The following is a 25,102-nucleotide window of genomic DNA, read 5'->3' as shown; positions in this document are numbered from 1 at the left end:
GGTATTTTATTTTTTACTAATAGACTCTTTAATTTCTTTCATTAATGTACGCCCTCCATTATCTAATATCTCTAGAGCGCAATCTGTACCTAATCCTTGGCTATGCGATACAGAAATAGATTGTTGTACATCTATTTTTGTTTTACCATCTAGAGAAAACAAAACACCTGTAAAATGAATGGTATCATCCTCTATTATTGCAAGCGCACCTATTGGGGCAGTACAGCCTCCTTCTAGTGTGCGTAAAAACTCTCTTTCAATATGGGTACATAATGCAGTGTCAGTATGGTTTAATTTTGCGCAAGCGGTTTTACAAAAATTATCTTCTTCCATAGCAACAATAAGCATTGCTCCTTGTGCGGGAGCTGGGGTCATCCAGTCTAGTACTTCATAATTAGATGGAAGTACATTGATACGTTCTAACCCTGCTTTAGCAAATATGGCTCCTGTCCAATCGCTATCTGCTAGTTTTTGTAATCGTGTATTTACATTACCACGTATATCTGTAGTCGTATGATGAGGGTACTTATGAAGCCACTGTGCTTGACGACGTAAACTCCCAGTTGCAATAGTACAAGATTCTTTATAATTAGGATTGCCTTTGTGTACTAGAATATCTTGGGTATCTGCGCGTTGTAACACTGCCGCTTGTACAATACCGATGGGTAATGCAGTGGGAACATCTTTCATACTATGTACAGCAATATCTACAGTGCCGTTAAGCATAGCAATATCCAATGTTTTTGTAAAGATACCCGTAATGCCTAATTCATATAAAGGTTTATCTAAGACAAGGTCTCCAGTAGATTTTACAGGAACAAGGGTTGTTGTGTATCCGTGACTTTCAAGTTGTTGTTGTACTGTTTTTGCTTGCCATAATGCAAGGTCACTATCTCGTGTCCCAATGCGTATAACTCTACTCACTATCTTTTTGTTCTAGTTGGAAAATAGCCTGGATTAAACCGATGCTTTCTTGTGCATTACCATTTGCTTCTCGTAAGTGATTTGCAAATCGATTTGTAATTTTTTGAATAAGGCGGTCTGAAATAAGTGCTGCTTGTTCTTCATTAAAACCATCAATTTTTTTACGATGATTATGTAGCTCTAAAGAATTAATATCGTTGAGCTTTGTTTTTAATGCATGAATGGTAGGAGCAAAAGAACGTGTCGTTATCCAAGCATTAAACTCTTTGGTGATTTGTGCTATAATAGCTTCTGCTTTTGGAATATATTTTTGACGACGTTTTAATGTATCATCCGTCATTTTTGAAAGCTGATCAAGGTGAATAAGCGTTACATTCTCTAACTCTGTAACATCATTTGATACATTTTTAGGAATGGATAAATCAAGAATGAGCAATGGTTTTTTCGTATAAATAATATCTTTAGAAATCGTAGGTTTTTGTGCACCTGTAGCAACGACTAAGATGTCTGTTTGCGAGATTTCGCTTTGGATATCTGCATAATCCTTTACTAGAAGATTAAACTTTCCTGCTATTTTTTGAGCTTTTTCTTTTGTGCGATTAATAAGGGTGATATGCTCATTTTTTGTGTGCTTTACAAGATTTTCACAGGTGTTACGCCCTATTTTTCCTGTCCCAAAAAGCAAGATATTTTTTTCTGAAACATAAGGTACGCGGGCCATAATGTATTGTACGGCTGCAAAACTTACAGAAGTAGCACCAGAAGATATTTCTGTTTCTGTTTTAATACGCTTACTTGCTTGAATGACACTATTGATAAGTCGTTCCATATATGGATTGACTAAATGATGTGCTTTTGCTTTTTTAAACCCAACTTTAAGCTGTCCTATAATCTCAAAATCACCAAGAATCTGACTGTCAAGACCAGTTCCTACTTTAAATAAATGTTGGATAGCATGATCACCTTCGTGTATATAAGATACGTTCTCAAATTCAGCAACACTACCTTGGGTATGTTGACACAAGAGCTGTATGAGTTGATTAGGATTTTGTGCAAAGCCATATAATTCAGTTCGATTACATGTAGATATAACAATGAGGGCTTCTACACCAGAGGTTTTTGCGTTTTTTAGAATTTGCTCTTGAGCATCTTCAGAAATACTAAAGTGCCCTCGTACTTCGGCATCTGCTTTCTTATAGCTGAGACCGATGGCATGAAATTTTGAAGAAATGGGAGTTTTCATCACTGCGCAAAAATATTCTCCTTAGTCGAAAAAAAGTAACGCTAGACGTTCCAAAATTGTCGAATAGATTAAATTCGCGTATTTCTACGTGAATTTTTAATGAAAACACCTTATTTTAGTGGGTGTCTAAGCGATATTCTTATATCGTTAATTAGAATGATTCTAAATAAAACAAAGACTATGGCTATCGAAATCGATCAAGAAAGTATCGCTAAAGGTTTACAGACAGAAACTATATTAGAATCTGGATTTTCTATTTTGACATTTTCTAATGCATTGGATGTCAATAAACAAATTATGCATGAAGTCGATAGCAGTGTCATACAATTTCATTTTTGTTTAAAAGGACAATCAGTTTTTACATTTAACAATGGAGAGTACCGCTTGCCTATGCCAGAAGATCATTCCTTGTTATTATATAATCCGCAACGAGATCTCCCCATGAATTTACAATTGCAGTCTGATACTTGGGTGGTTTCTATACTTGTCTCTATAAATAAATTTCATAGTCTTTTTTCGCGTGAAGCGACCTACATTCCTTTTTTAAGTGAAGAAAATAAGGACCGTAAGTATTATAAAGATGGTACAGTGACTCCAAGTATGGCTATTGTATTAAATCAGTTAATGAATTACAATTTGCATCCAAGTATTAAAGAACTCTACTTTAAAGGAAAAGCATACGAATTATTGAGCCTTTATTTTAATCGTCCTGTAGATGCAGATATTGCGCAATGCCCTTTCTTAGCCGATGAGGATAATGTTACCAAAATAAAAAAAGCCAAAGAAATCATTATTGCTCGTATGACTGAGCCACCTACACTACTTGAATTATCTATAGAAATAGGACTATCCCTTAAAAAATTGAAAGAAGGTTTTAGACAAATTTATGGAGACTCTGTTTATAGTTTTTTGTTTGATTATAAAATGGAAGTAGCGAGACAATTACTTGCTTCTGGAAACTACAATGTAAATGAAGTGGGACTTAAAGTAGGTTATAGTACTTCGAGTCATTTTATAGCTGGATTTAAAAAGAAATTTGGAACAACCCCTAAGAAATATTTAATGTCTTTGGGATAAGATTGTAAATAGCTTATTTATTGTTTTGTAAATCTAATTCTGGATGGGAAAGAATCAATGCCACAATTTCCATCAAAACCCCTGTAACCTTCCACAAAATTTAATTCAAACACAGTATCATCATTTTGAGATATAAAAGCATTCATGGCATCTGGTCCTAGTAAGATAAGATCGCCTGTATCACAATCGCGTCTTCCTGGTGTTACTTCATTACAACTTCCGCAAATGGATGATAATTGATACTTACCCATGATTATTTCATCACAAGCAATGGTAAATTCAAACACTCTTGGATCATCTCTGTTAATGGTATATAATAACGTTACAAGTCTAGTATTAAAAGAATGCCCTCTAGTAATTTCAACTGTTGGATTAAAAGGAATAAAAGAAGGTCCAAATGCTCCTTCCTGTACATTGTTAAATGCATAATTCCCTATAAATAAATCTTCAGAAATAGGTTCAAGAACAGTAATTGTATAAGAGAAAGGAGAACTAGAAAAAGTATTACTTGCTAATGTAACTGCATTAACATTGTTTTCTGTAAATTTTTCACCATTAAGTAATTGTAATTCTAAAGTGATAATAAATTGATCCTTACATGACACATTAGCTTGGAGGACTCCAGTCTCTTCTAATAGTTGCGAAAAAGAATATTCTAGTGTTCTTATTGGAAACCCTCTAGATCCATTAGTAAAATCTTCTTTCTCTAATCGTTCTATTAGTGTAGACTGTGTTGAGTAATTTTCACCAGATTCTAGTGTGTGATCTTCAAAAGAAACAAAGACGTCTACATAGTCTAACAAATTTCCATTTTGTATATCTTGCTCTTCAATATCTACAGAAAAAATAGAGTTAATGTTATTTATATCAAACTCAAGATTATTAATCGCTAATGTTCGTAATATAGCGCCCCTTGAAATCTCTTGAGTTACTATATCTATTGTTTTATCATCATTACTACAAGAAAAAAATGTAATTAAGATAAATAGTAATGATATAAATGTTTTCATTATGATGTGTAGTTTTGTTGGTTACGCTAAATATATAATTGTAGTTAATGTATATAGTAAAACCCTACAAGAGCTTACCTATTTAGAGAGGTATCATACATACTATGAAATCCTAAAAGGAATTAGATATCCTGAATGAGTAAAGTAGTATATATATAGTAACTTTATCAAATCATTGCATTTCTAATATTATGATGAATAAACTTTTTACTATAATTTGTATTGCATTTCTTTTTTCCGCTTGCGCGAAAAAGAATACGACCACCCAAATCGCTACCCAAAAACAAACTCAAACTCAAAAAGTATTGGTGTTTACAAAGACATTGGGGTGGCGACATAAATCTATCGCAACAGGTGTTGCTACGATAAAAGAACTAGGGAAAAATAATAATTTTGTCGTAGAGCATACAGAAGATAGCACTCATTTTTCAACTGCTTTTTTACCACAATATGATGCGATTATCTTTTTAAGTACCACAGGAAATGTACTCGATGATGATGCTCAAAAAAAATTTGAAACCTATATCCAAAACGGAGGAAGTTATATGGGAATACATGCCGCTGCCGATACAGAATATGATTGGCCTTGGTATGGAAAACTTGTAGGAGGCTATTTTGAAAGTCATCCTAATGATCCAAATATTAGAAAAGCTACTTTGGAAACAACAACAAATAACCATAGAAGTACAGCACATTTGCCAACTTCTTTTTCTAGGGATGATGAATGGTACAATTATAAAAATGTCAACCCAGATATAACACCTATTTTATTACTGGACGAAACTAGTTATGAAGGAGGGAATCAAGGGGAAACACATGCAATAGCTTGGTATCATATCTATGATGGAGGGAAGGCGTTTTATACTGGTGGAGGACATACTAAAGAAGCGTATACAGAACCTGATTTTAGAAAACACCTTGAAGAAGCCATCCTATGGTGTTTAGAATAGTACTATCAGAAACTCTTATGCTTTTCATAATGCGGTATTGTAAGATACTCCGTATTTTTGCGAACAATATTTGTTTAATCAAGAGCAATAATGATTAGACAATTAACGAATTTTGTCCTACTATTTAACAGGATTTATAGATAAAGAAAAGAAATGAACAAAGGTGTTTTACTAGTCAACTTAGGATCTCCAAAGAGTACAAACCCTAAAGATGTTAAAAAATATTTAGGTGAGTTTTTAATGGACGAACGGGTTATAGATGTACCCTATGCTTTACGCGCATTTATAGTAAAAGGGATTATTCTCAATACACGACCTAAGCAAAGTGCAGAAGCTTATAGTAAAATATGGTGGGAAGAAGGATCGCCTCTTATTGTTCTTACAGAGCGATTACAAAAAAAGGTGCAAACGCATACAAACCTACCTGTAGAAATAGCCATGCGCTATGGGACTCCTTCTATTATGGAAGGGTTGCAAAAACTTCATGATCAAGGCATAGATGATGTGATGTTACTACCATTATATCCTCAACATGCCATGGCGACTACAGAAACAATTCTCGTCCTTGCAGAAGCATTGCGTGCACAACATTTTCCTGCAATGAAAATCACAAATGTACCTGCCTTTTACAATAAAGAAGACTATTCCAAAGTACTTGCAGAAAGCATAGGAGAACATCTTAAAGAGTTAGACTATGAGCACTTACTATTTAGCTACCATGGAGTGCCAGAAAGACATATTAGAAAGAGTGATGTCACAAAGTTGCATTGTAAGATAGACGGTAGTTGTTGTAGCGCAGGATCAAAAGCACATGAGTTTTGCTACCGTCATCAGTGCTATGAGACAACACGTAAAGTTGGGCAATACTTAAACCTTGAACCAGGTACATTCTCTACATCTTTTCAATCCCGTTTAGGATTTGACCCTTGGTTACAACCTTATACAGACCGTACAATAGAACGTATGGGGAAAGAAGGATTTAAAAAGATGGCCATTGTAACACCAGCCTTTGTATCAGACTGTCTAGAAACACTAGAAGAAATCGCTATGGAAGGCGAAGAAATTTTTCATGAAGCTGGAGGAGAGGAATTTGCAACCATTCCTTGTTTAAATGATCGCGATGATTGGGCAGCTGTTATAGGAGGATGGATTCAAGAATGGCAAAATGCAGAGAGTGTAACAGCTTAATTTTAAGTTAAATTTTCAGTAAGTTAACACTAGTTTTAAAAAAGTGGTTGCATCTTGCAAGGAACTAACACCTCATTCTTGTCCAAAAAAAACTCCACAGCCTTAGGTTCAGAACCTATTTCAAAATTACTTGTTAAGCAAGCAGTGCCTGCATCTATTGGAATTCTTGTCATGTCACTTAACATGATTGTAGATACCATTTTTGTGGGAAGGTGGATAGGTCCACAAGCCATTTCGGCAATTACTGTAGTCATTCCTTTCACCTTTTTTATAGCCGCCATAGGACTTGCAATAGGTGTAGGAGGAAGTTCTGTATTGTCTAGAGCATTAGGCGCTGGAGAAGATGAGAAAGCACTGAATGTTTTTGGAAATCAAATTACATTAACCTTACTTACCTCTGGATCACTTGCCATTATTGGACTTGTTTTTCAAGACTATTTTATAACATTTTTTGGCGCAGCCGATTCTTATAAAGATATGGCACTTGTTTATTACCGTATCGTACTATATGGTATTTTAATGCTATCACTCTGTATGATGGGTAATAATGTCATACGCGCAGAAGGAAAACCTAAGTTTGCGATGTATGCTATGATTCTTCCTGCTATTGGAAATATCATCATGGATTATATCCTTATAAAAGTATTAGGGTATGGAATGGAAGGAGCTGCTTGGGCAACATTTATAAGTTATGCAGTTTGTTTTGGATTTATATTTTGGTTTTTTATTGCCAAAAGCGAACTCCGGATTAAGCTTCATTCTCTTAAGCTTAAAGCAAAAATTTTAAAAGAAATAAGTAGTCTTAGCGGGGTAACATTGGCACGTCAGGGCATCATTAGTATCTTAGGTATTCTATTGAATAATATATTGATTACATATGGAGATGCATTAGATCAAGCTTCCTATGGAATCATTAGTAGAATGCTCATGTTTGCATTATTTCCAGTGATAGGGATAACCCAAGGATTTATGCCTATTGCAGGCTATAACTATGGAGCAAAAAAATATACTAGAGTAAGAGAAACAATTAACACCTCTATTAAATATGGAGGGATTCTTGCACTGGCCATTTTTGCAATTATTATGAGCTTTCCAGAGTTCTTTGTTTCTATATTTTTAAGTGACAAAGGCGGAGATGCACAAACCATTGCAGATAATGCTGCTATTTTTGCAAGAACACCTAATGCACTACGTTGGGTATTTGCTGCAACTCCAATTATTGTGGTACAATTAATAGGGTCTGCCTATTTTCAATCTATAGGCAAAGCTGTTCCAGCATTGCTTCTTAGTCTTACAAAACAAGGGTTTTTCTTGATACCTTTAATTCTTATATTACCTCCATTCATAGGTGTATGGGGGGTCTGGATTGCCTTCCCAATTGCTGATGTTCTCTCTACTATTGTGACAGGGTATTGCCTTAATAGAGAAGTAAAAACCAAACTCGCGCTTCAGGAAGAGCCTACATAATATTTTTTCTTTTATAAATCTTAATCGAGATCTGGGTGATGGTAAATAATCAAAGTATAATCACCTCCACTTTCAATACAGTGAAGTATAGCATCTATTGCAGCGCTGGTACTATTATATGTTAAGTCATAGCCTAATCCATCTGAGTAATTACACTCTACATTTAGAACACCTCCGTTAATAGCTTGTTGCTCATCTTTACTTAGTAATTTAACCCCTTGAAGGGCAGATATTTTTTTAAACATAATAATATAATTTAAAGAATTAATACAATTCAAAAAAATAAAAAACTGTTGAAATAAGAGTAATATTTTGTCGGACTCTAGATGTGAAAATATAATGATTCAGGGAATTTACTGAATTAAATTACTTATGATAATTCAACGTATATACGCTTTCGCGAAAGCGTATACAACATCCTCTCATATAAATCAGGAGCTTTAATCCTTGTTGAGAGACAACCACATATCTTTTTTTTAAATACGTTAAAAAATGGCCGAAGAACAGATGATTCTTAAGAATTCCTTAAATTTCAAAGATATTATCAAACTAAAATTCAATGAAAACCAAAATCCTTTTCCTTTTTCTGAGCATTTGCTCAGGAATGGCACTAGAAACTATTGCCCAAACCCCAGACCCATCTTCTTATGAAGCTTTAGAGTATCGATTAATTGGACCTTTTAGAGGCGGGCGAAGTGCTGCTGTTACTGGAGTACCAGGACAACCCGACTTATTTTACATGGGAAGTACTGGAGGCGGTGTATGGCGTACAACCAATGGAGGTGCAGCATGGGAAAATATTTCTGATGGGTTTTTTGGAGGAAGTATTGGAGCGGTAGAAGTTTCAAAAAGTGATCCAAATGTGATTTATGTAGGAGGAGGAGAAAAAACCTTGCGAGGGAATGTATCTTCTGGATATGGAATTTGGAAAACAGTAGATGCTGGTCAAACTTGGGAGCAAATGGGACTTAAAAATAGTCGCCACGTGCCTCGTATACGTGTGCATCCTACAAATCCAGATATTGTGTATGCGGGTGTATTAGGAAATATCTATAAACCTACCCAAGAACGAGGCGTCTATAAAAGTATAGATGGAGGTAAAACTTGGCGTCAGACATTGTTTAGTAATTCCAATGCAGGAGTTGTCGATTTAATTATAGACCCTAATAATACACGTGTTTTATATGCAACTACATGGAATGCAAGACGAACTCCGTATAGTTTAAGTTCAGGAGGTGATGGTTCTGCACTTTGGAAAAGTACAGATAGCGGAGAATCTTGGAAAGAGATCTCGACAAACGAAGGATTTGCAAAGGGCATTTTAGGAATTATGGGAATTACAGTATCTCCTGTAAATAGTAATAAACTATATGCCATGGTTGAGAACGAAAAAGAAGGAGGATTATACACCTCTACCGATGGAGGAACAACATGGGCAAAAATAAATTCAGAACGTAAATTACGTCAGCGAGCATGGTATTATACACGCCTATATGCAGATACAAAAGATGAGAACACAGTATATGTTCTAAACGTACGTTACCATAAATCTACAGACGGAGGAAAATCTTTTAGCACGTATAACGCCCCTCATGGAGATCACCATGATTTATGGATAGCTCCAGAAGATCCTAATCGTATGATTATAGGAGATGATGGTGGAGCTCAAGTGACCTATGATGGAGGACGTAGCTGGAGCACCTATCTCAATCAGCCTACTGCACAGTTTTATCGTGTCACTACGGATAATGCATTTCCATACCGTATTTATGTAGCACAACAAGATAATAGTACGATCCGTATCCCGCATCGTACAGAAGGAAGAAGTATTTCTGCAGCTGACTGGGAAAGTACTGCAGGAGGTGAGAGTGCTCATATTGCTGTAGATCCAGAAAACAATGAGATTGTATATGGAGGAAGTTATGACGGCTTCTTAACAAGAGTAAATCATGAGAAGAACACCGTGCGTTCTATTTCTGTATGGCCGGATAATCCAATGGGGCATGGCGTTGAGGATATGAAATACCGTTTCCAATGGAATTTCCCTATTATCTTTAGTAAACACAATCCTAATCGTATGTATACATTCTCACAAAATGTACACGTGACAGAAAATGAAGGTCAGAGCTGGAAAGTGATCAGTCCAGACTTAACGCGTAATGATCCAGAAAAGATGAAATCTTCAGGAGGACCTATTACGCAAGACAACACATCTGTAGAGTATTATTGTACCATTTTTGCAGCGGCAGAGTCTCCTCTTAAAGAAGGATTACTTTGGGTAGGAAGTGATGACGGATTGGTGCATGTGAGTCGTAACGGAGGTACTACATGGGATAATGTAACTCCTAAAGGAATGCCGGAATGGATGATGATTAATAGTGTAGAGCCAAGTGCTTTTGATGAAGGTACTGCCTACATAGCTGGAACGCGATATAAGTCTGGAGATTTTGCTCCATATCTATACAAAACAATCGACTACGGAAAATCTTGGAAGAAAATCACCAACGGTATTCCTTCTGAGCATTTTACACGTGTTGTACGTGAAGACCCAAAGCAAAAAGGGCTCTTATATGCAGGAACAGAAACAGGGATGTATATCAGTTTTAATGGAGGAAATAACTGGACATCTTTTCAGCTTAATTTACCGATTGTTCCTATTACCGATCTTACAATTAAAGACAATAATCTTATTGTAGCCACACAAGGGCGTAGTCTTTGGATTATAGATGACTTGGGGATGTTGCATCAGTCCGCTTTCGCGAAAGCGAGATCAACCCATCTTTTTAAGCCCAAAAACACCTATCGTATGGGAGGTGGTGGACGTTCAGGAAGCCTTACCGAAGGAACCAATCACCCTAGTGGAGTCATGACTTATTTTAATCTAAAAGAGTTTGATAAAAAGAAAGATACAGTATCACTTACATATATGACTGTAGCTGGAGATACCTTACAATCTTTTAGTACGGGTGCAAAAGAAAAGAAAGATCAGTTAAAAGTAGAAAAAGGAGGAAACTTATTTGCTTGGAATACCCGTACAGATGGAGCAGAACGTCTTAAGGGAATGATTCTTTGGTGGGCAAGTCTTGATGGACCTAAGGCAATTCCGGGGCAATATAAAGTAGCACTTGATGTAAATGGAGAACAACAAACAGAATCTTTTACCATCTTACCAAACCCTAATGCCGAAGCAACAGTAGCAGATATGCAACGACAACATGATTTTATTTCTGATATTAATAAATCTGTAGACCGAGCGCATCAAAGTATCAAAAAAATAAGAAAGATAAATGCGCAATTAAAAGCATTTGAAGCGCAATATAAAGAAGATGCTCGCACAGCAGATCTACGAGAGAAAGCTAAAACGATGCAAGAATCATTTGGCAAAATAGAGAAAGAACTATACCAAACAAAAAACCGTTCTGGGCAAGATCCTTTAAACTTCCCTATTAAGTTGACTAATAAATTAGGACACCTTAATAGCCTTGTAGGAATGGGAGATTTTGGACCAACAGATCAAGATATAGCTGTTAAGAATGAACTCTCTGCAGCGATCAAAAAACAATTGAAAGCCTTTGATACCATGCTAGATGCTGAGGTAGCTCAGTTTAATACAGATTTTAATAATTTGAAATTAAATTATTTGTTTGTAGAAGATTAAAAAGAAGAAAAATAGAATAAAGAATATAGACCCAGCACATTGCTGGGTCTTTTTGTTGTAAATCTGTAACAAATGATTACTATTTAGCACTTATAGCCAGACAATCAATGAGATATGTCTTTTTTAAAAAATAGGAACTAATTAATCACAATCTATGAAATCACTAAAATCTATTTTAATTTTAAGTTTATTACTCTATTCTTTTGTTGGATTTTCTCAAACGGAAGAAGAAGAACCAATACCTACGGCTAAAGGCAATTTTGTTATTGGAGGGAGTTCAAGTTTTAATTTTTCAAGTTCGACTCCAAAAACAAAAAGTGACTCAGGAGACTTCCCAGATACTGAAACAAGAAATACTTCTTTTTCATTTATGCCTAATTTTGGATATTTTGTAATAGATAATTTAGCAATTGGTGGAGGAATTTCATTTACTTCAAATAAAACAAAGTCAGATGCATTTGACTTTGAATCAACAAATACCGCTTTTGTTTTTTCTCCTTTTGTGCGTTATTATTTTACTGAAGGAAATGTCAAACCTTTTTTACAAGGAACAGTAGGGGCAGGTTTTTCAAATACAAAAGTAGATGATGACTTTGGAGAGGATGAATTTAAAAATTCTGTTTTTAATTATGGGTTTGAAGGAGGTGTTGCATTTTTCCTTGGAAATAGTGCATCTATAGATTTAGGAGTAGGGTATAGATCATCTTCAGTAAAACCAAGAGACGATAATGACAATAATGTAAGATTTGTTACTAATGGGTTTGGTTTTAATGCAGGTTTTAATATCTTTTTTTAACCTTAACTAGTAAATATCCAGTAATAAAAAAACCTTCTTTTGAAGGTTTTTTTATTACTTACAACTATCGCGTATCTTTGACCTATGGCAGATTATTACGATTATATAAAAGCACTCCATATCATTTTTATGGTCACATGGTTTGCGGGCCTTTTTTATATGCCAAGACTTTTTGTGTATCAAGTCGAAGCCAATGAAAAACCATCTCCAGATCGTGAGATTTTAGGAAAGCAATTAGGCTTAATGGCAAAACGATTATGGAAGATCATTACCGGGCCGTCTTTAGTCCTTTGTTCTCTTTTTGCCTTTTTGATGTTACATACAGCACCTTTTTTATTAGAACAACCTTGGATGCAAATAAAACTAGGATTTGTCATATTGCTATATATCTATCATGCTAAGACTTGGAGTATACATAAGCAATTACAAAAAGGAGAATTTAAGCATTCATCTAAGTTTATGCGCATCTGGAATGAAGGCGCTACGCTTATTTTATTTGCTGTTGTTTTTCTAGCAATCACAAAAAGTGCGACAAACTGGATCTATGGTGTATTAGGTATTATAGGACTCGGTGTATTATTAATGCTCGGAATACGACTATACCGTAAGATTCAGGAAAAGAATCCTGATGCTTAAGAAAACACCTTTCTTCTTTTATGTAAAAACATAGTAGAAGATTATTTTAGCACGATATTTGATACTTAGCATTATGTTGAATTTTAATAGTAAATCTTTAGGCTTTCGCATTTTTACTTCCATGTTTTTACTGGTAGTTATTGCCTTTGCATTAATTGCAGGGATTACCTATTATCAGTATCGTGAGCAAGTAAGAGACTATAATAAAGATCGTCTAGAGCGTAAAGAAAACGCCATTAAAAAGGATATCGATAGGACTCTTAAATCTACGACCTACCAACTTCTTACAGACAAGATTCCTTTCATATTTAAAGAAGAAATTTTTGATATTGCACGTATCCATGGCGAGAATGTAACATTATATGACCTCGAAGGAAGACCACTCATATCATCTACAGAAAAACTATTTAATAGCCCTGTTAAAGAAGCTATTCCACAACGTATTTTAGATACGTTAGAAGCATCTGTTATAGAAAAAAGATTTGTAGAGCGCATAGAGACTGAAATCCCTAGACAACTCTCGTATTCTTATATCAATGACCCTAGGTTTAAACCATTAGCAATTCTTCAGATTCAGTATGAAAATAGTGAATCTTTTATCAATAAAGAGATGCGCGAGATTCTTTGGCGTATGGGTGTGGTGGCGCTTATTGTTTTTATTACAGCTATTATTCTTGCCTATGTTCTTGCACGATATATCACACAGCGTTTAAAGGCGATAGAAGAAAAGATTAAGGAGACACAACTAGATAAACGCAATAAAAAGGTAGATACACAAAGTCTTCCTACGGAGTTGCTGACACTCGTTTCTGCATACAATGGGATGATTGATGAACTTGAAGAAAGTGCGGCACAACTAGCACAAAGTGAACGAGAAGCTGCTTGGCGCGAAATGGCAAAACAAGTAGCACACGAGATTAAAAACCCGCTAACTCCTATGCGATTAACCGTACAGAGTTTTGAGCGTCGTTTTGACCCTGAAGATCCAGAAATCAATCAAAAATTAAAGGAGTATAGCAATACTCTGATCCAGCAAATAGATACCATGAGTAGTATTGCTTCTGCATTTTCAAATTTTGCAGATATGCCAGCGCAACAAAGCGAGACATTAAATGTTCCTAAGATTGTAAAGTTGGCGTTAGATATTTTTAGAGAACGTAATATCGCTTTCGCGAAAGCGGACCAAGAAATACTTGCCAAGTTTGATAGAACACAATTGATACGTGTTGTTACAAATCTTGTTAAGAACGCTATTCAGGCAACCGTAAACACGGAAGACCCACAGATACATGTTCATGTTTTAGAAGTAGATGCACTCGTTCAAATTAGTGTAAGCGATAATGGTTTGGGGATTACAGAAGAAAATAAACCTAAAATATTTGAACCTAAATTCACAACCAAAACCAGCGGTATGGGACTTGGTCTTGCGATGGTTAAAAATATTATGGAAACCTATAATGGAAGTATTACTTTTACATCCGAAGAAGGAAAAGGAACGGTCTTTACGGTCACTTTTCCTAAAGAGTAGCATCATTACAATGCACGCTAAGAATACGTTTACAAACAAGAAGAAACCTACTATAAAAGAATAAGCATAAACGATTATGAGTTATAACAATATCCTTTCAGACCACGATAACGGTATTACAACGATTACCATTAATAGACCTTCAAAATTAAATGCCTTAAATAAAGAAACGATTGCTGAATTGCATGACGCTTTCGCGAAAGCAGACCAAGAAGCATCTACAAAAGCAATTATTATTACAGGTTCTGGAGAAAAAGCATTTGTTGCAGGAGCCGATATTTCTGAGTTTGCAGACTTTTCTGTAGAAGAAGGAGCCGTACTTGCTAGAAAAGGACAGGAAGATTTATTTGACTATGTAGAAAATCTAAGTACTCCCGTAATTGCAGCGGTTAATGGATTTGCATTAGGTGGAGGTTTAGAACTAGCGATGGCAGCTCATTTTAGACTCGCAAGCGATAATGCACGTATGGGATTACCAGAAGTATCTCTAGGCGTTATTCCTGGATATGGAGGGACACAACGTTTACCACAACTCGTAGGGAAAGGACGCGCTATGGAGATGATTATGACCGCTGGGATGATAGATGCAAATACAGCATTGGATTATGGTTTGATTAATCACGTAGTTTCTCAAGAAGAATTAGTACCATTAGCAGAAAAGATAGCAGGAAAGATAATGCGTAACTCATCTGTTGCTATTGCCGCAGGGATAAAGGCGATTAATGCAGGATTTACAGATGGTATCAATGGTTTTGATGCAGAGATTGATGCTTTTGGAACGTGTTTTGGTACAGAAGACTTTAAAGAAGGGACGACGGCTTTTTTAGAAAAACGCAAAGCAGCGTTTCCAGGCAAATAAGTTATCCCAACATTATATAACCTACTTAATACTATATCATGAGAGCACTATGTATCATTAGCTTATTTCTTATAAGCACGTGTATGTTTGGACAACAACTCCCAAAAATTAAAGGATCTGGAATTGTCATTTTAAAAGAAGTCGAGATTACAGATGCTTTTAATAGCATTGATATTGATGGAGATTTTGAGATCGAACTACGTCAAGGAAAAACAAGCCAATATGAGATAGAGACTGATGATAATCTTATAGATGTGATACAGTTTAAAGTAGAAGATAACACACTGAAAATCTCGGCAACACATCGTATTGTAAAAAAGAAGCGGTTTAATATCACTGTTACTGCAGAAACCATTTCTGAAATACATCTAAATAACGAGGCACGCATCAAAGCAGATCAACTTATAAAAGGAGATCGTATTCTTGTAACGGCTGGAAAATCATCTGTATTTGATCTTGACTTGGATTATACAGAAGCTATCGATATAGAGTTGTTTAGTGATGCAAAGGGAACTGTAAGAGCCACTTCAATAAATAGTAAAGTGACAACAGACGGGCGCTCAAATCTAAAAGGATACTTTCTGATAGAGGCGATAGAAATGGAATTAAGCGATTCGTCAAAATTAACTTTAGATGGGGTCATAGAAAATGCTACGATTAAAGTAGAAGGTAGCGGAAAACTAGATGCAAGAGAAGGCACTTTTACAACGGCGACTCTTTCGCTTTCAGAAAGCTCAGATGCGTATATACAAGTAAAAGAACGTATAGAACTATATGCTCAAGATACTGCTACATTAGAACTATATGGCGATCCAGAAATTGTAGTAACAGGTCTGAAAAATAAAGCAAGAATTCTTAAGAAGGAATAATTTGTAGTTTTGAGGAATAATTGCATTTATGAAAGACGAAGAAAAAGAAGCATATTTCTGTCATACGCATCCAAATTTATTTTCTCAAAAAAAGTGTAAAGAATGTTATCGAGGCATGTGCTATACGTGCTTAAGTATGGATGAGGATCATTGTTCTGACTGTAGACGATCCAGCTATCTCAGTGGCGATACACATAAAAATATAAAAGCAATTAGAGGGATGCTCATTGTAGCAGTCATAGTACTTATATTAACTCACGTATATCAATATAAAAATGATGTACAGGTGTATGAGAATTTAGATTTTATTAAAAATCTAGGAATTACATTGTTTTATACAATTTCTATTGGTTTTGCTTTTTTCTTATATGAAGATACAGATATTCTAGACGAAATAAGGAAAGTGCCTTTTATCGGGTTTAAACTTATGCTTGCAACACTTATAATTACTGTTGTTTTAGGATTACCTGTTTTTTACTTTCTCTATAAAATATACCTTCTGCTAAAAGCAAAATCTATAAGATCTAGTGTAAAATGATATTGTAATAAACTACAACTCCCATCCTTCGCGATATGCACGTTTTACCCAAGCGTTTGCTTCATCATAGTTGGTTACACGCATATTGGCTCCGTCCCATTTAATCGTACGACGTCCAGGATACTCATACGGATCCCAATCCCCTATTTTCTTTCCTTCTTTAAGCCTTTTGTATTGGAATGCTTTGATGGCAAGATTCCCCATAAGAACAGCTTCAGTCAGCGGTCCTCCATAAGAGAAAGGAGAAGAAGTCGGTTTATTATTAAGACACGCTTCTACCCACTCACCTGCATGTGATGTTTTTACACGTGCAATCGTTTCGGCAGGGCGTTTAAAATCTTTCATACGCTCGCTAGGTAATAAACGAGGATTACGAGAATACGTATCTGTAATCATAATACCATCAGTACCGTGAAAGATACTTCCACCACCACCATCTCCAGGCTTTTCTCCATCTTTTAACTCAGATGGAAGATCTGGCATAATACCTCCGTCATACCAATTTAAAGAAACATCGCCTTGTGTAGGAGAGTCAAACTTTAAACGTACAATAGAACTTGGCGGACATGCTTCAGCATAATTTGCTTCTACAAAATCTCCAGACCAAATAGTCGTACAACTTGCCTCTGCTTCATACGGGAATCCAAGATCTAATGTCTTAAATGGAGTTTCCATAATATGACATCCCATATCCCCCATAGCTCCGGTTCCAAAATCCCAGAAACCACGCCATTTAAAAGGTAAATAATTCTCATTATAAGGACGGCTAGCAGCAGGCCCTAACCATAAGTCCCAATCCAGATTGTCTGGAATAGGCTGTCCTTCGGTGATGTGTTTAAAACCTTGTGGCCATACAGGACGATTGGTCCAGCAATCTACACGATGTACTTTTCCTATAACACCAGCATTGATCCATTCTTGTGCAATCCGAATACCATCTCCAGAAGCACCTTGATTTCCCATTTGTGTAATGATCCCTTGCTTTGCAGCCGTTTCTGCCATAAGACGTGCTTCATAAATATTATGGGTAAGTGGCTTTTCTACATAGGCATGCTTTTTTTCGCGCATAAAAGGAAGCGCGATAGTCGCGTGCGTATGATCAGGCGTTCCCACCATAATAGCATCTATATCATTAAGATGATTATCATATATTTTTCTAAAATCACGATACTGTTTTGCGTTGGGATGTAATTTATAACTTCCTGCTCCCATTTTATCATCTACATCACATAGAGCGACAAATTTTACTTTTCCATATTCCGTAAGTTCTCTTACAACACCGCCTCCACGTCCACCTACTCCAACGGCAGCAATATAAAGGGTGTCACTGGGAGGAATATGATTTCCTCCTAACACAAAGCTAGGGACAATAGTAAATGCTGCACTAGCAGCAGCAGACTTCTTAAGGAAGGAACGACGTTTCATGAGTGAATGGTTATTTTTTTTAAAGTTAAATAATTTTTATTGATATTAAATGTTGGAATAATTCCATAAATTTGTTTTAATTCCAAATTACACTAAATAAAAACAGCGGGGGTTTTATGTATTCTGCTTTCGCGAAAGCTTATAATGAAAGATTCCATAAAAGGACGTGGTGCCCAAATAAAAGTCTCAAATCGTTTTTCTAAACATAATGAAGAAATACGTGATGATTTCTTGGAATATTGCTTTCGCGAAAGCGAACTCCCAACAAATCCCAAAACAGAGTACATAGAAACCTTTCCCAAAACGATTGTAAATAAAGTAAAAAGCCCCGATGTAGGAATGGGGTATTCTTTAAATCCATATCAGGGTTGTGAGCATGGATGTATTTATTGTTATGCTCGTAATAGTCATGAGTATTGGGGATACGGTGCAGGATTGGATTTTGAACAGAAGATTTTAGTGAAAAAAAATGCAGCAGCTTTGCTTGAGAAGAAATTGCAAAGCTCTTCTTGGGAAGCAGCTACCATCGTATTATCTGGAAATACGGATTGCTATCAACCTATCGAAAAAAAGCTAGAGATCACACGACAATTGTTACAGGTTTTTCTAAAGTATAAACATCCTGTTGGGATCATTACTAAGAACGTATTGGTCACCCGTGACATTGATATTTTAAGCGAACTCGCTAAGGATAATTTATGCCGTGTTATATTTTCTGTCACTACATTATCAGAAGAGACGCGTCGACTTATGGAGCCTAGAACGGCAACGATAAAGAAGCGACTAGAAGCCATTGAGCAATTGAGTGCTGCAGGAATTCCTGTGATGGTGATGGCAGGTCCTATGATTCCAGGGATTAATACACACGAGATTATTCCTTTGATAAAAGAAGTCGTAGACAGAGGAGCTCTTAAGATTGGCTATACGATTGTTCGTCTTAATGGAGCAATAGGTGGTATATTTGAAGATTGGATTCGGAGAGTGATGCCAGACAGAGCAGACAAGGTGTTAAATCAAATCGCAGATTGCCATGGTGGGCAATTAAGCGACTCACGATTTGGACACCGTATGAAAGGAGAAGGGCATTTTGCAACCCAAATCCATAGGCAATTTAAGATAGGAAAGCATCGTTTCTTAAAAGGGAAAGAGCTTCCTCCCTTAAATACACAACTATTTATAAAGACAGATAAAGGGCAATTAGGACTTTTTAACAATCTTTAGGACACTATTGGTATGTGTTTTGCCATATTTGCAAGGTTAATGTACTTTTAAGTAATGATAAAAAAATATTGTACGATCGTTTTAGGGCTGTTTATTGTTGGTTTTTTTCAAACCCTAACAGCACAAACAGTTTTTAGAGGAAAGATTTTAGATGAAGTATCTCAGACTCCAATAGGTGATGCTAAGATTGGAATTTCTGATCAAGGGATTGGTGTGGTAACAAGCGCAAGTGGACTTTTTAATTACCGTAGATATCATCAAACAATAGGAACCGGATCTAGATTAAAGATAAGTGCTCCAGGTTATGAAACCATAGAGCTTAGAGGAGATAATATACGAGGTCTTTTTAATAAGTCTAGTAAAATTTATCTTACTAAAAATGGAGAGGTACCGGTTACCACTTCTTTTTCAGATCAAAAAAATGTAAAGATTTTTTGGGATGCATCGCTATCTTCAAATCGTAGAGATTTTAAAAAAGAATGGGGATTTCTAGAAGCGTATTTTGAAGAATTAGGAGAGGTACAGGTCACTTTTGTTATTTTTAATGAGAAGGTGATCTCAACAAAAAGATACCCTATTCATAAAGATATTACTGCTTTAAAAACAGCCGTAGGTGACCTGGTGTATGAAGGGACAACATCGTATGATATTCTTTCTACAGGAAATGATGATGCCGCTATTTTATTATCTGATGGAGAATCTGTTTTGGGGGGATGGCAAGGAGATCGAGATATTCCTTTTTATGCCGTAAGTAGTCTTTCTAGAGCAAATCATGAATACTTAAGATCACTAGCACAATACACAACAGGAAGCTATGTAAATTTATCTGAAGCATCTATTGCAGAGAGTATAGATCAGATTAAAAGAGGCATTCCTTTTAAAGATAAAACAGTAGCCATTTCCTCTTCATTTAATGGCGTTGTAAAAACGTCTATAGGACCAATTCAAGGAGCAAGTATTACGATTAAAGGCGATCTGGAAGAGTTTTTCTCAAAAGCAGATGGTAGCTTTACAGTTCCTGCAGAGGTAGGTGATGTATTACAGATTCGCTATTTAGGAATGCACCCTAAAGAGATGGTTGTAGAAGATGTAGACCTACTAACGGTAGATATGAAGGCTATCGACGAGCTATTAAAGGAGGTCGTCATAAAAGGGAAAAGAGCAAAAAGTAAGGAAACTTCTGACACAGGTTTTGGAGAAAGAAGTGTAGATCAAGTTGGGGTTTCTGTAAATACAATTACAAGTGCAGATATAAGACCAGGGGCACAATATATTGCAGATGTGATACGAGGACGTTTTGCAGGCGTTAAGATTACAGGATTTGGAAGTGGTGCTTCCTTTACAATTAGAGGAGATAATAGTTCTAAACCCGCTATTTGGATTGTAGATGGATCTCTCTACGAACAAACACCTGATTTTATAGACCCTCAAAACATCTCAACGATTTCAATTTTAAAATCGATTCAAGCCTCTGCTAGATATGGTTCTATTGCATCTGGAGGAGCATTTATTGTAAAGACAAAAGCATTTATCACAAAAGGAACCGATGGCGAGGTTATAGATACTGCTTTAATTACAGGGAATGAGTATACAGAACAAGTAGCTCAAATCAATCTAGAAGCTTTAAAACCAGATTATGTAAAGCAAATTCAAGAAATAGAAGGTATAGAAGCGCAATATATAATGTATCAAAACTTGTCTAAAGCAAATACAACAAATGCTGCTTTCTTTATAGATATGGCACTTTATTTTGAGCAACTAGATAAAGAAAAAGCAAAATATATCAGATCAAGACTTGTTGAAATAGCACAAAAAAATGCGAAGGTATTACGTGTAGCAGCATACCTCTATGAAAGTGTAGGAGATAGTGAAAATGCATTAAAACTGTATGAGCGTATTACGAGTATAGTACCAAGAGAAGCACAATCCTATAGAGATCTTGCAAAAGCATATGAAGAAGCAGGGTTTTATGACAAATCTTTAGAGTTATATGTTAATATGCTTGCCGAGAAGATTCTTGGTGTAGATTTTTCTGGCTTAGAAAAACCTTTAGGACATGAATTATTACACTTAGTCTCTTTACATAAAGACAAAATAAATACAAGTAGACTCCCTGAAGAATGGCTGCTTAATGAGTATCGTTTGGACTTGCGTATGGTATTAGAGTGGTCTGATAAAGAAGCGCCTTTTGAATTTCAGTTTGTAGACCCAAATAAGAAATATTTTAAATGGAATCACACATTATTTGATAATAAAGAACGCCTTGAAGCAGAAGTTAAATCGGGCTTTCAAACAGAAGAATTTGTGATAGACGAAGCTCCTCACGGGCTTTGGATTGTTAATATAGAATACCTAGGAGAAGAAACTTTTACAACAATTCCGCCATATCTTAAGTATACCATTTATAGAGATTACGGAACTCCGAGTGAGCGTAAAGATGTAAAAGTAATAAAGCTTACTTCTGATATTGGAAAAGCACAACTAGATGAGTTTTTATTGTAATATTCCTTCTTGAATCTTTATAGCATAGTATAATAAGCGCAGATACATAGTACCATCAGAAAGTAAATACTTATCGGTATATACCAGACGTTACGTTTTATGATTTATCTTTAATAGGTGATCAATTGAGATGTAACGTATTCATTTGGTGTACATAAATAACCATCGCTTATGAAAATAAATACTACGCTCTTATGCTTCTTTGTTGTTGTGTTTTTTAATACTTATACACAAGCGCAACGTACATCAAACGGAAATAATACCACATTAAAAGCCCAGATACTTCACCAAGAAACAAAAGCACCCATTGCTTTTGTCAATGTAGGATTTATAGGAAAAGGAATAGGTTCTGTTACAGATGCTCAAGGGTATTTTGAATTAACTTATCCTACCCATAAAATCAAAGGTTCAGATATTATTCAATTTTCTATCATTGGCTTTAAAACAAAACAAATTCCTATAGCTTCTATAGAATCATTACTTTCCAACAGAAATACACTAACACTTGTTCCCGAACTATATGATCTAGAAGAAGTCGTATTAGAAAATACCAAGATTAAAAATACAACTATTGGCAATTCAAAAATAAACCCTGAGAAGTTCGGATACTGGAAAAATGAATTAGGATTAGGCGGTGAGATTGCTTCAAAAATTAAAATCAAAAGAAAACAAACTCAGTTACAAAGTCTGAATTTCATGGTATTAGAAAACTTGTCAGACAGTATTCGTATTAGAGTAAATGTATATGATATAGATCCAGTTTTTAGAACACCAAAAAACAATCTTTTAAATACAACTATTTATCATACAGTATCTAAAAGAAGCGGTATAGAACGCATTCCTTTATCAAAATATAAGATCTTTACAGACACAGATGTCATTGTAAGTATTGAATTAATTGAGATTTATGGAGAACGTCTAGGTTTTGCTGTCGCCGGAAGCGCAAATAAAAACCCATCATTTACACGTTCTATTAGTCAGGATTATTGGAAACCCCATAAGGCAGAAGCTATGGGCTTTACAATGGACGTGTCTTATCCATTAAAAAAGGGAGATAAAGAAACGATAGATAGAGTACGTCCAGAAGCTATTACTATTTTTTGGGACGCTTCCGCGAAAGGGAAATTACGTGATCTAGATGCCGAATTCGAACTTATAGATCGATACATTAAAGCATTAAAAAATGCCGAAGTTACCGTTCAGAAATTTGCATTCAAATATGTAGATTCTAAAACATTTCAGGTTAAAAAAGGAAAATCAGAAGCCGTACTAGATTACCTAAATGAGACTATTTATGAAGGAGTTCCTGACTATGCTTCACTAAAGGAGTTTCCCTCTCAAAAAACCCAATCACATTTAATTTTTACAAATGGAAATACACTGTTTTCTGATTTAACGCCTGTATTTAACAATCCTACATTTACGATAAGCACAAATAAGAAAACAAATACAGAGGTTTTAGAAGAAGTTGCGTTATATACAGATGGGGTTTATATAGACTTAAATAGACATACCCCTAAAAAAGCACTGATCTATTTACTGGAAGATATCCCTGTTGAAAATTCTGATGAAGAAAATGATGTAACCATTTCAAAAATAAAAGGAAAAATCACTTCAGAATTTGGCCCTCTTCAAGGAGCTGCCATAAAAGTTAAGAACACATTTAAAGAACAGCAATCTGATGCCAAAGGAAGGTTTGAAATTTTGGCAGAACAAGGAGATGTGCTCATCGTACGCTTCCCAACGATGGAAATCAACGAAATTCAAGTCACAGATACGCAGATGGATATTGTTATGAAGGTAGATGGAAATTTGCTTGAAGAAGTGGTGTTACGTGGTAAAAAAGAAGAAGAACTTGTTAAAACAGCGAGTGGCAAGAAAAATTTTGATGCAGTAAGTTTTAAAACAAATATCATTACAGAAGAAGATATAAGTCCAAGTCATTTAACCCTCGGAGATGTTTTAACAAGAGTGTCAGGGATACGAGTAAATCGTAATGTATTTACTGGAGAAGAAGAATATGTAAACCCAAGAGCTGGCAGTATTACACTAAAAGTGCTCCCTATTGTTGTTCTAGATGGGGTTCCTTATGATCAGGCATCTGTTCCTTTTATTAATCCTCAAAATATGGCATCTGTTCAGGTAATAACATCAATTCATGCGGTTACTCTATATGGAACACTTGGAAGAGGAGGAGCGATCATAGTCACAACAAAAACAGGAGACCCTGATTATTATGCTTCAAAGAAAGAAAAAAAACCATCACTACTTATTCAAGGCAATGATTATGATGGAGAAGCTGTGGTGACTCTAGATGAAGATATTAATAAGCCAGTATATCTCATTCAGTTAGAAAGAACGACGACTATTGAGCAAGCAGAAAGAACTTATCAAATGTATAAAAATACAATACTGGATGATCCTATTGTGTTTTATACAGATGTAGCTTCCTATTTTAAAAAATGGGATAAAAATATAGCCTTACGTATACTTTCTAATCTATCGGAGGTAGCTCCGGATAATATAGAAGTATTAAAATTGCTAGCATACCATTTAGAATCTTTTGAAGAAGAAGAACTAGCAAATAAGGTGTATAGAAAAATATTTGATCTTGCTCCTAGTAAAATCCAATCTTATAGAGATCTTGCTTTGTCCTATCAACAAATAGGGGATTACAAAAAAGCATTTGAATTGTATAAACAAATTCTTGTAAATGAAACAGAAGGACTGGACTTTACGCCTCTTAAAAAGACTGCCGAGTTTGAATTAATGCGCTTAGTAGCGTTCCATAAATCAAAGATTAATTTTACAGACCTTCCTAATGAATTGCTAAACGTTGGTTTTAAAAAAGATCGTCGCCTTGTTTTTGAATGGACAGATCCTCAGGCAGCATTTGAAATTCAATTTGTAAACCCACAAGGAAAATATTTTAAATGGGAACACTCGGTTTTTTCAAACCAAGAACGTTTAAAAGATGAAGTGATAAAAGGATATAGCCTAGAAGAATTTGCACTTGATGACGCGCCTCCTGGAGAGTGGTTAATAAACATTCAATACCTTGGGGAAGATAATATACAACCTCCCATCTATTTAAAATATACACTTTACCTCAATTATGCAACACCACAAGAAACCAAGGAAGTAAAGATTATTAAACTTTTCCAACAAAAAGAAAAAACCACTTTAGGGACACTAACACTTAGATAAACTA

General features: G+C 35.5%; 19 protein-coding genes. 14 read left to right on the top strand and 5 right to left on the bottom strand.

Features of this window, described 5'->3' with window-relative positions; translation table 11 throughout:
- Positions 1-6 precede the first annotated feature (6 nt).
- The gene (gene hemC, locus ABJD27_RS08550) at positions 7-924 is read right to left on the bottom strand and encodes a hydroxymethylbilane synthase (RefSeq protein ID WP_348174009.1); all 918 of its coding nucleotides are present in this window, start codon (positions 922-924) and stop codon (positions 7-9) included.
- The gene (hemA, locus tag ABJD27_RS08545; protein WP_348174011.1) at positions 917-2,167 is read right to left on the bottom strand and encodes a glutamyl-tRNA reductase; all 1,251 of its coding nucleotides are present in this window, start codon (positions 2,165-2,167) and stop codon (positions 917-919) included. The genes hemC and hemA overlap by 8 nt, the downstream gene beginning before the upstream one ends.
- Before the next feature lie 180 nt (positions 2,168-2,347).
- Here hemA and ABJD27_RS08540 point away from each other — a divergent pair, with 180 nt between their 5' ends.
- Complete coding sequence (locus tag ABJD27_RS08540; RefSeq protein ID WP_348174013.1) at positions 2,348-3,244, top strand: helix-turn-helix transcriptional regulator; 897 nt, start codon at positions 2,348-2,350, stop codon at positions 3,242-3,244.
- 17 nt (positions 3,245-3,261) lie between these two features.
- Here ABJD27_RS08540 and ABJD27_RS08535 read toward each other — a convergent pair whose 3' ends face one another.
- Positions 3,262-4,254, bottom strand: coding sequence for a hypothetical protein (locus ABJD27_RS08535; RefSeq protein ID WP_348174015.1), 993 nt, complete (start codon positions 4,252-4,254; stop codon positions 3,262-3,264).
- A gap of 191 nt (positions 4,255-4,445) precedes the next feature.
- On the opposite strand from ABJD27_RS08535, the gene ABJD27_RS08530 reads away from it, so the two are divergent.
- The 3 genes from ABJD27_RS08530 (at position 4,446) to ABJD27_RS08520 (ending at position 7,859) form a co-directional block, all read left to right on the top strand.
- Complete coding sequence (locus tag ABJD27_RS08530; RefSeq protein WP_348174017.1) at positions 4,446-5,204, top strand: ThuA domain-containing protein; 759 nt, start codon at positions 4,446-4,448, stop codon at positions 5,202-5,204.
- A gap of 153 nt (positions 5,205-5,357) precedes the next feature.
- Positions 5,358-6,392, top strand: a complete 1,035-nt coding sequence (gene hemH / locus ABJD27_RS08525; RefSeq protein WP_348174019.1) for a ferrochelatase — start codon at positions 5,358-5,360, stop codon at positions 6,390-6,392.
- Between the two features lie 78 nt (positions 6,393-6,470).
- Positions 6,471-7,859 carry an MATE family efflux transporter gene (locus ABJD27_RS08520; protein WP_348174021.1) on the top strand — a complete coding sequence of 463 codons (1,389 nt, stop codon included), beginning with the start codon at positions 6,471-6,473 and terminating at the stop codon, positions 7,857-7,859.
- Between the two features lie 20 nt (positions 7,860-7,879).
- Here ABJD27_RS08520 and ABJD27_RS08515 read toward each other — a convergent pair whose 3' ends face one another.
- On the bottom strand, positions 7,880-8,104 hold the full coding sequence (locus ABJD27_RS08515; RefSeq protein WP_348174023.1) for a hypothetical protein: 225 nt from the start codon (positions 8,102-8,104) through the stop codon (positions 7,880-7,882).
- A gap of 314 nt (positions 8,105-8,418) precedes the next feature.
- On the opposite strand from ABJD27_RS08515, the gene ABJD27_RS08510 reads away from it, so the two are divergent.
- The 7 genes from ABJD27_RS08510 (at position 8,419) to ABJD27_RS08480 (ending at position 16,743) form a co-directional block, all read left to right on the top strand.
- Positions 8,419-11,517 carry a glycosyl hydrolase gene (locus ABJD27_RS08510; RefSeq protein WP_348174025.1) on the top strand — a complete coding sequence of 1,033 codons (3,099 nt, stop codon included), beginning with the start codon at positions 8,419-8,421 and terminating at the stop codon, positions 11,515-11,517.
- Between the two features lie 154 nt (positions 11,518-11,671).
- The gene (locus ABJD27_RS08505) at positions 11,672-12,313 is read left to right on the top strand and encodes an outer membrane beta-barrel protein (RefSeq protein ID WP_348174027.1); all 642 of its coding nucleotides are present in this window, start codon (positions 11,672-11,674) and stop codon (positions 12,311-12,313) included.
- 84 nt (positions 12,314-12,397) lie between these two features.
- Entirely contained in the window at positions 12,398-12,949 is a 552-nt protein-coding gene (locus ABJD27_RS08500; protein WP_348174029.1) for a CopD family protein, read from the top strand.
- Between the two features lie 121 nt (positions 12,950-13,070).
- Complete coding sequence (locus tag ABJD27_RS08495) at positions 13,071-14,477, top strand: HAMP domain-containing sensor histidine kinase (RefSeq protein ID WP_348202028.1); 1,407 nt, start codon at positions 13,071-13,073, stop codon at positions 14,475-14,477.
- Between the two features lie 76 nt (positions 14,478-14,553).
- A complete protein-coding gene (locus tag ABJD27_RS08490) occupies positions 14,554-15,336 on the top strand; it encodes an enoyl-CoA hydratase-related protein (protein WP_348174033.1) in 783 nt (260 codons plus the stop codon).
- 38 nt (positions 15,337-15,374) lie between these two features.
- The gene (locus ABJD27_RS08485; protein ID WP_348174035.1) at positions 15,375-16,205 is read left to right on the top strand and encodes a DUF2807 domain-containing protein; all 831 of its coding nucleotides are present in this window, start codon (positions 15,375-15,377) and stop codon (positions 16,203-16,205) included.
- 28 nt (positions 16,206-16,233) lie between these two features.
- On the top strand, positions 16,234-16,743 hold the full coding sequence (locus tag ABJD27_RS08480; RefSeq protein ID WP_348174037.1) for a hypothetical protein: 510 nt from the start codon (positions 16,234-16,236) through the stop codon (positions 16,741-16,743).
- Positions 16,744-16,755: 12 nt separating this feature from the next.
- Here ABJD27_RS08480 and ABJD27_RS08475 read toward each other — a convergent pair whose 3' ends face one another.
- A complete protein-coding gene (locus ABJD27_RS08475) occupies positions 16,756-18,168 on the bottom strand; it encodes a Gfo/Idh/MocA family oxidoreductase (protein WP_348174039.1) in 1,413 nt (470 codons plus the stop codon).
- Positions 18,169-18,312: 144 nt separating this feature from the next.
- Here ABJD27_RS08475 and ABJD27_RS08470 point away from each other — a divergent pair, with 144 nt between their 5' ends.
- The 3 genes from ABJD27_RS08470 to ABJD27_RS08460 all read left to right on the top strand — a co-directional run bounded on the left by ABJD27_RS08470 (position 18,313) and on the right by ABJD27_RS08460 (position 25,098).
- Complete coding sequence (locus tag ABJD27_RS08470; protein WP_348174041.1) at positions 18,313-19,389, top strand: PA0069 family radical SAM protein; 1,077 nt, start codon at positions 18,313-18,315, stop codon at positions 19,387-19,389.
- A gap of 54 nt (positions 19,390-19,443) precedes the next feature.
- Positions 19,444-21,891 carry a TonB-dependent receptor plug domain-containing protein gene (locus ABJD27_RS08465; RefSeq protein ID WP_348174043.1) on the top strand — a complete coding sequence of 816 codons (2,448 nt, stop codon included), beginning with the start codon at positions 19,444-19,446 and terminating at the stop codon, positions 21,889-21,891.
- Positions 21,892-22,062: 171 nt separating this feature from the next.
- The gene (locus ABJD27_RS08460; protein ID WP_348174044.1) at positions 22,063-25,098 is read left to right on the top strand and encodes a carboxypeptidase-like regulatory domain-containing protein; all 3,036 of its coding nucleotides are present in this window, start codon (positions 22,063-22,065) and stop codon (positions 25,096-25,098) included.
- Positions 25,099-25,102 lie beyond the last annotated feature (4 nt).

It is taken from the genome of Dokdonia sp., from assembly GCF_039945015.1.
GTDB lineage: Bacteria > Bacteroidota > Bacteroidia > Flavobacteriales > Flavobacteriaceae > Dokdonia.
The sequence above is the reverse complement of the archived record's forward strand: the minus strand, read 5'-3'. Positions and strand labels throughout refer to the sequence as shown.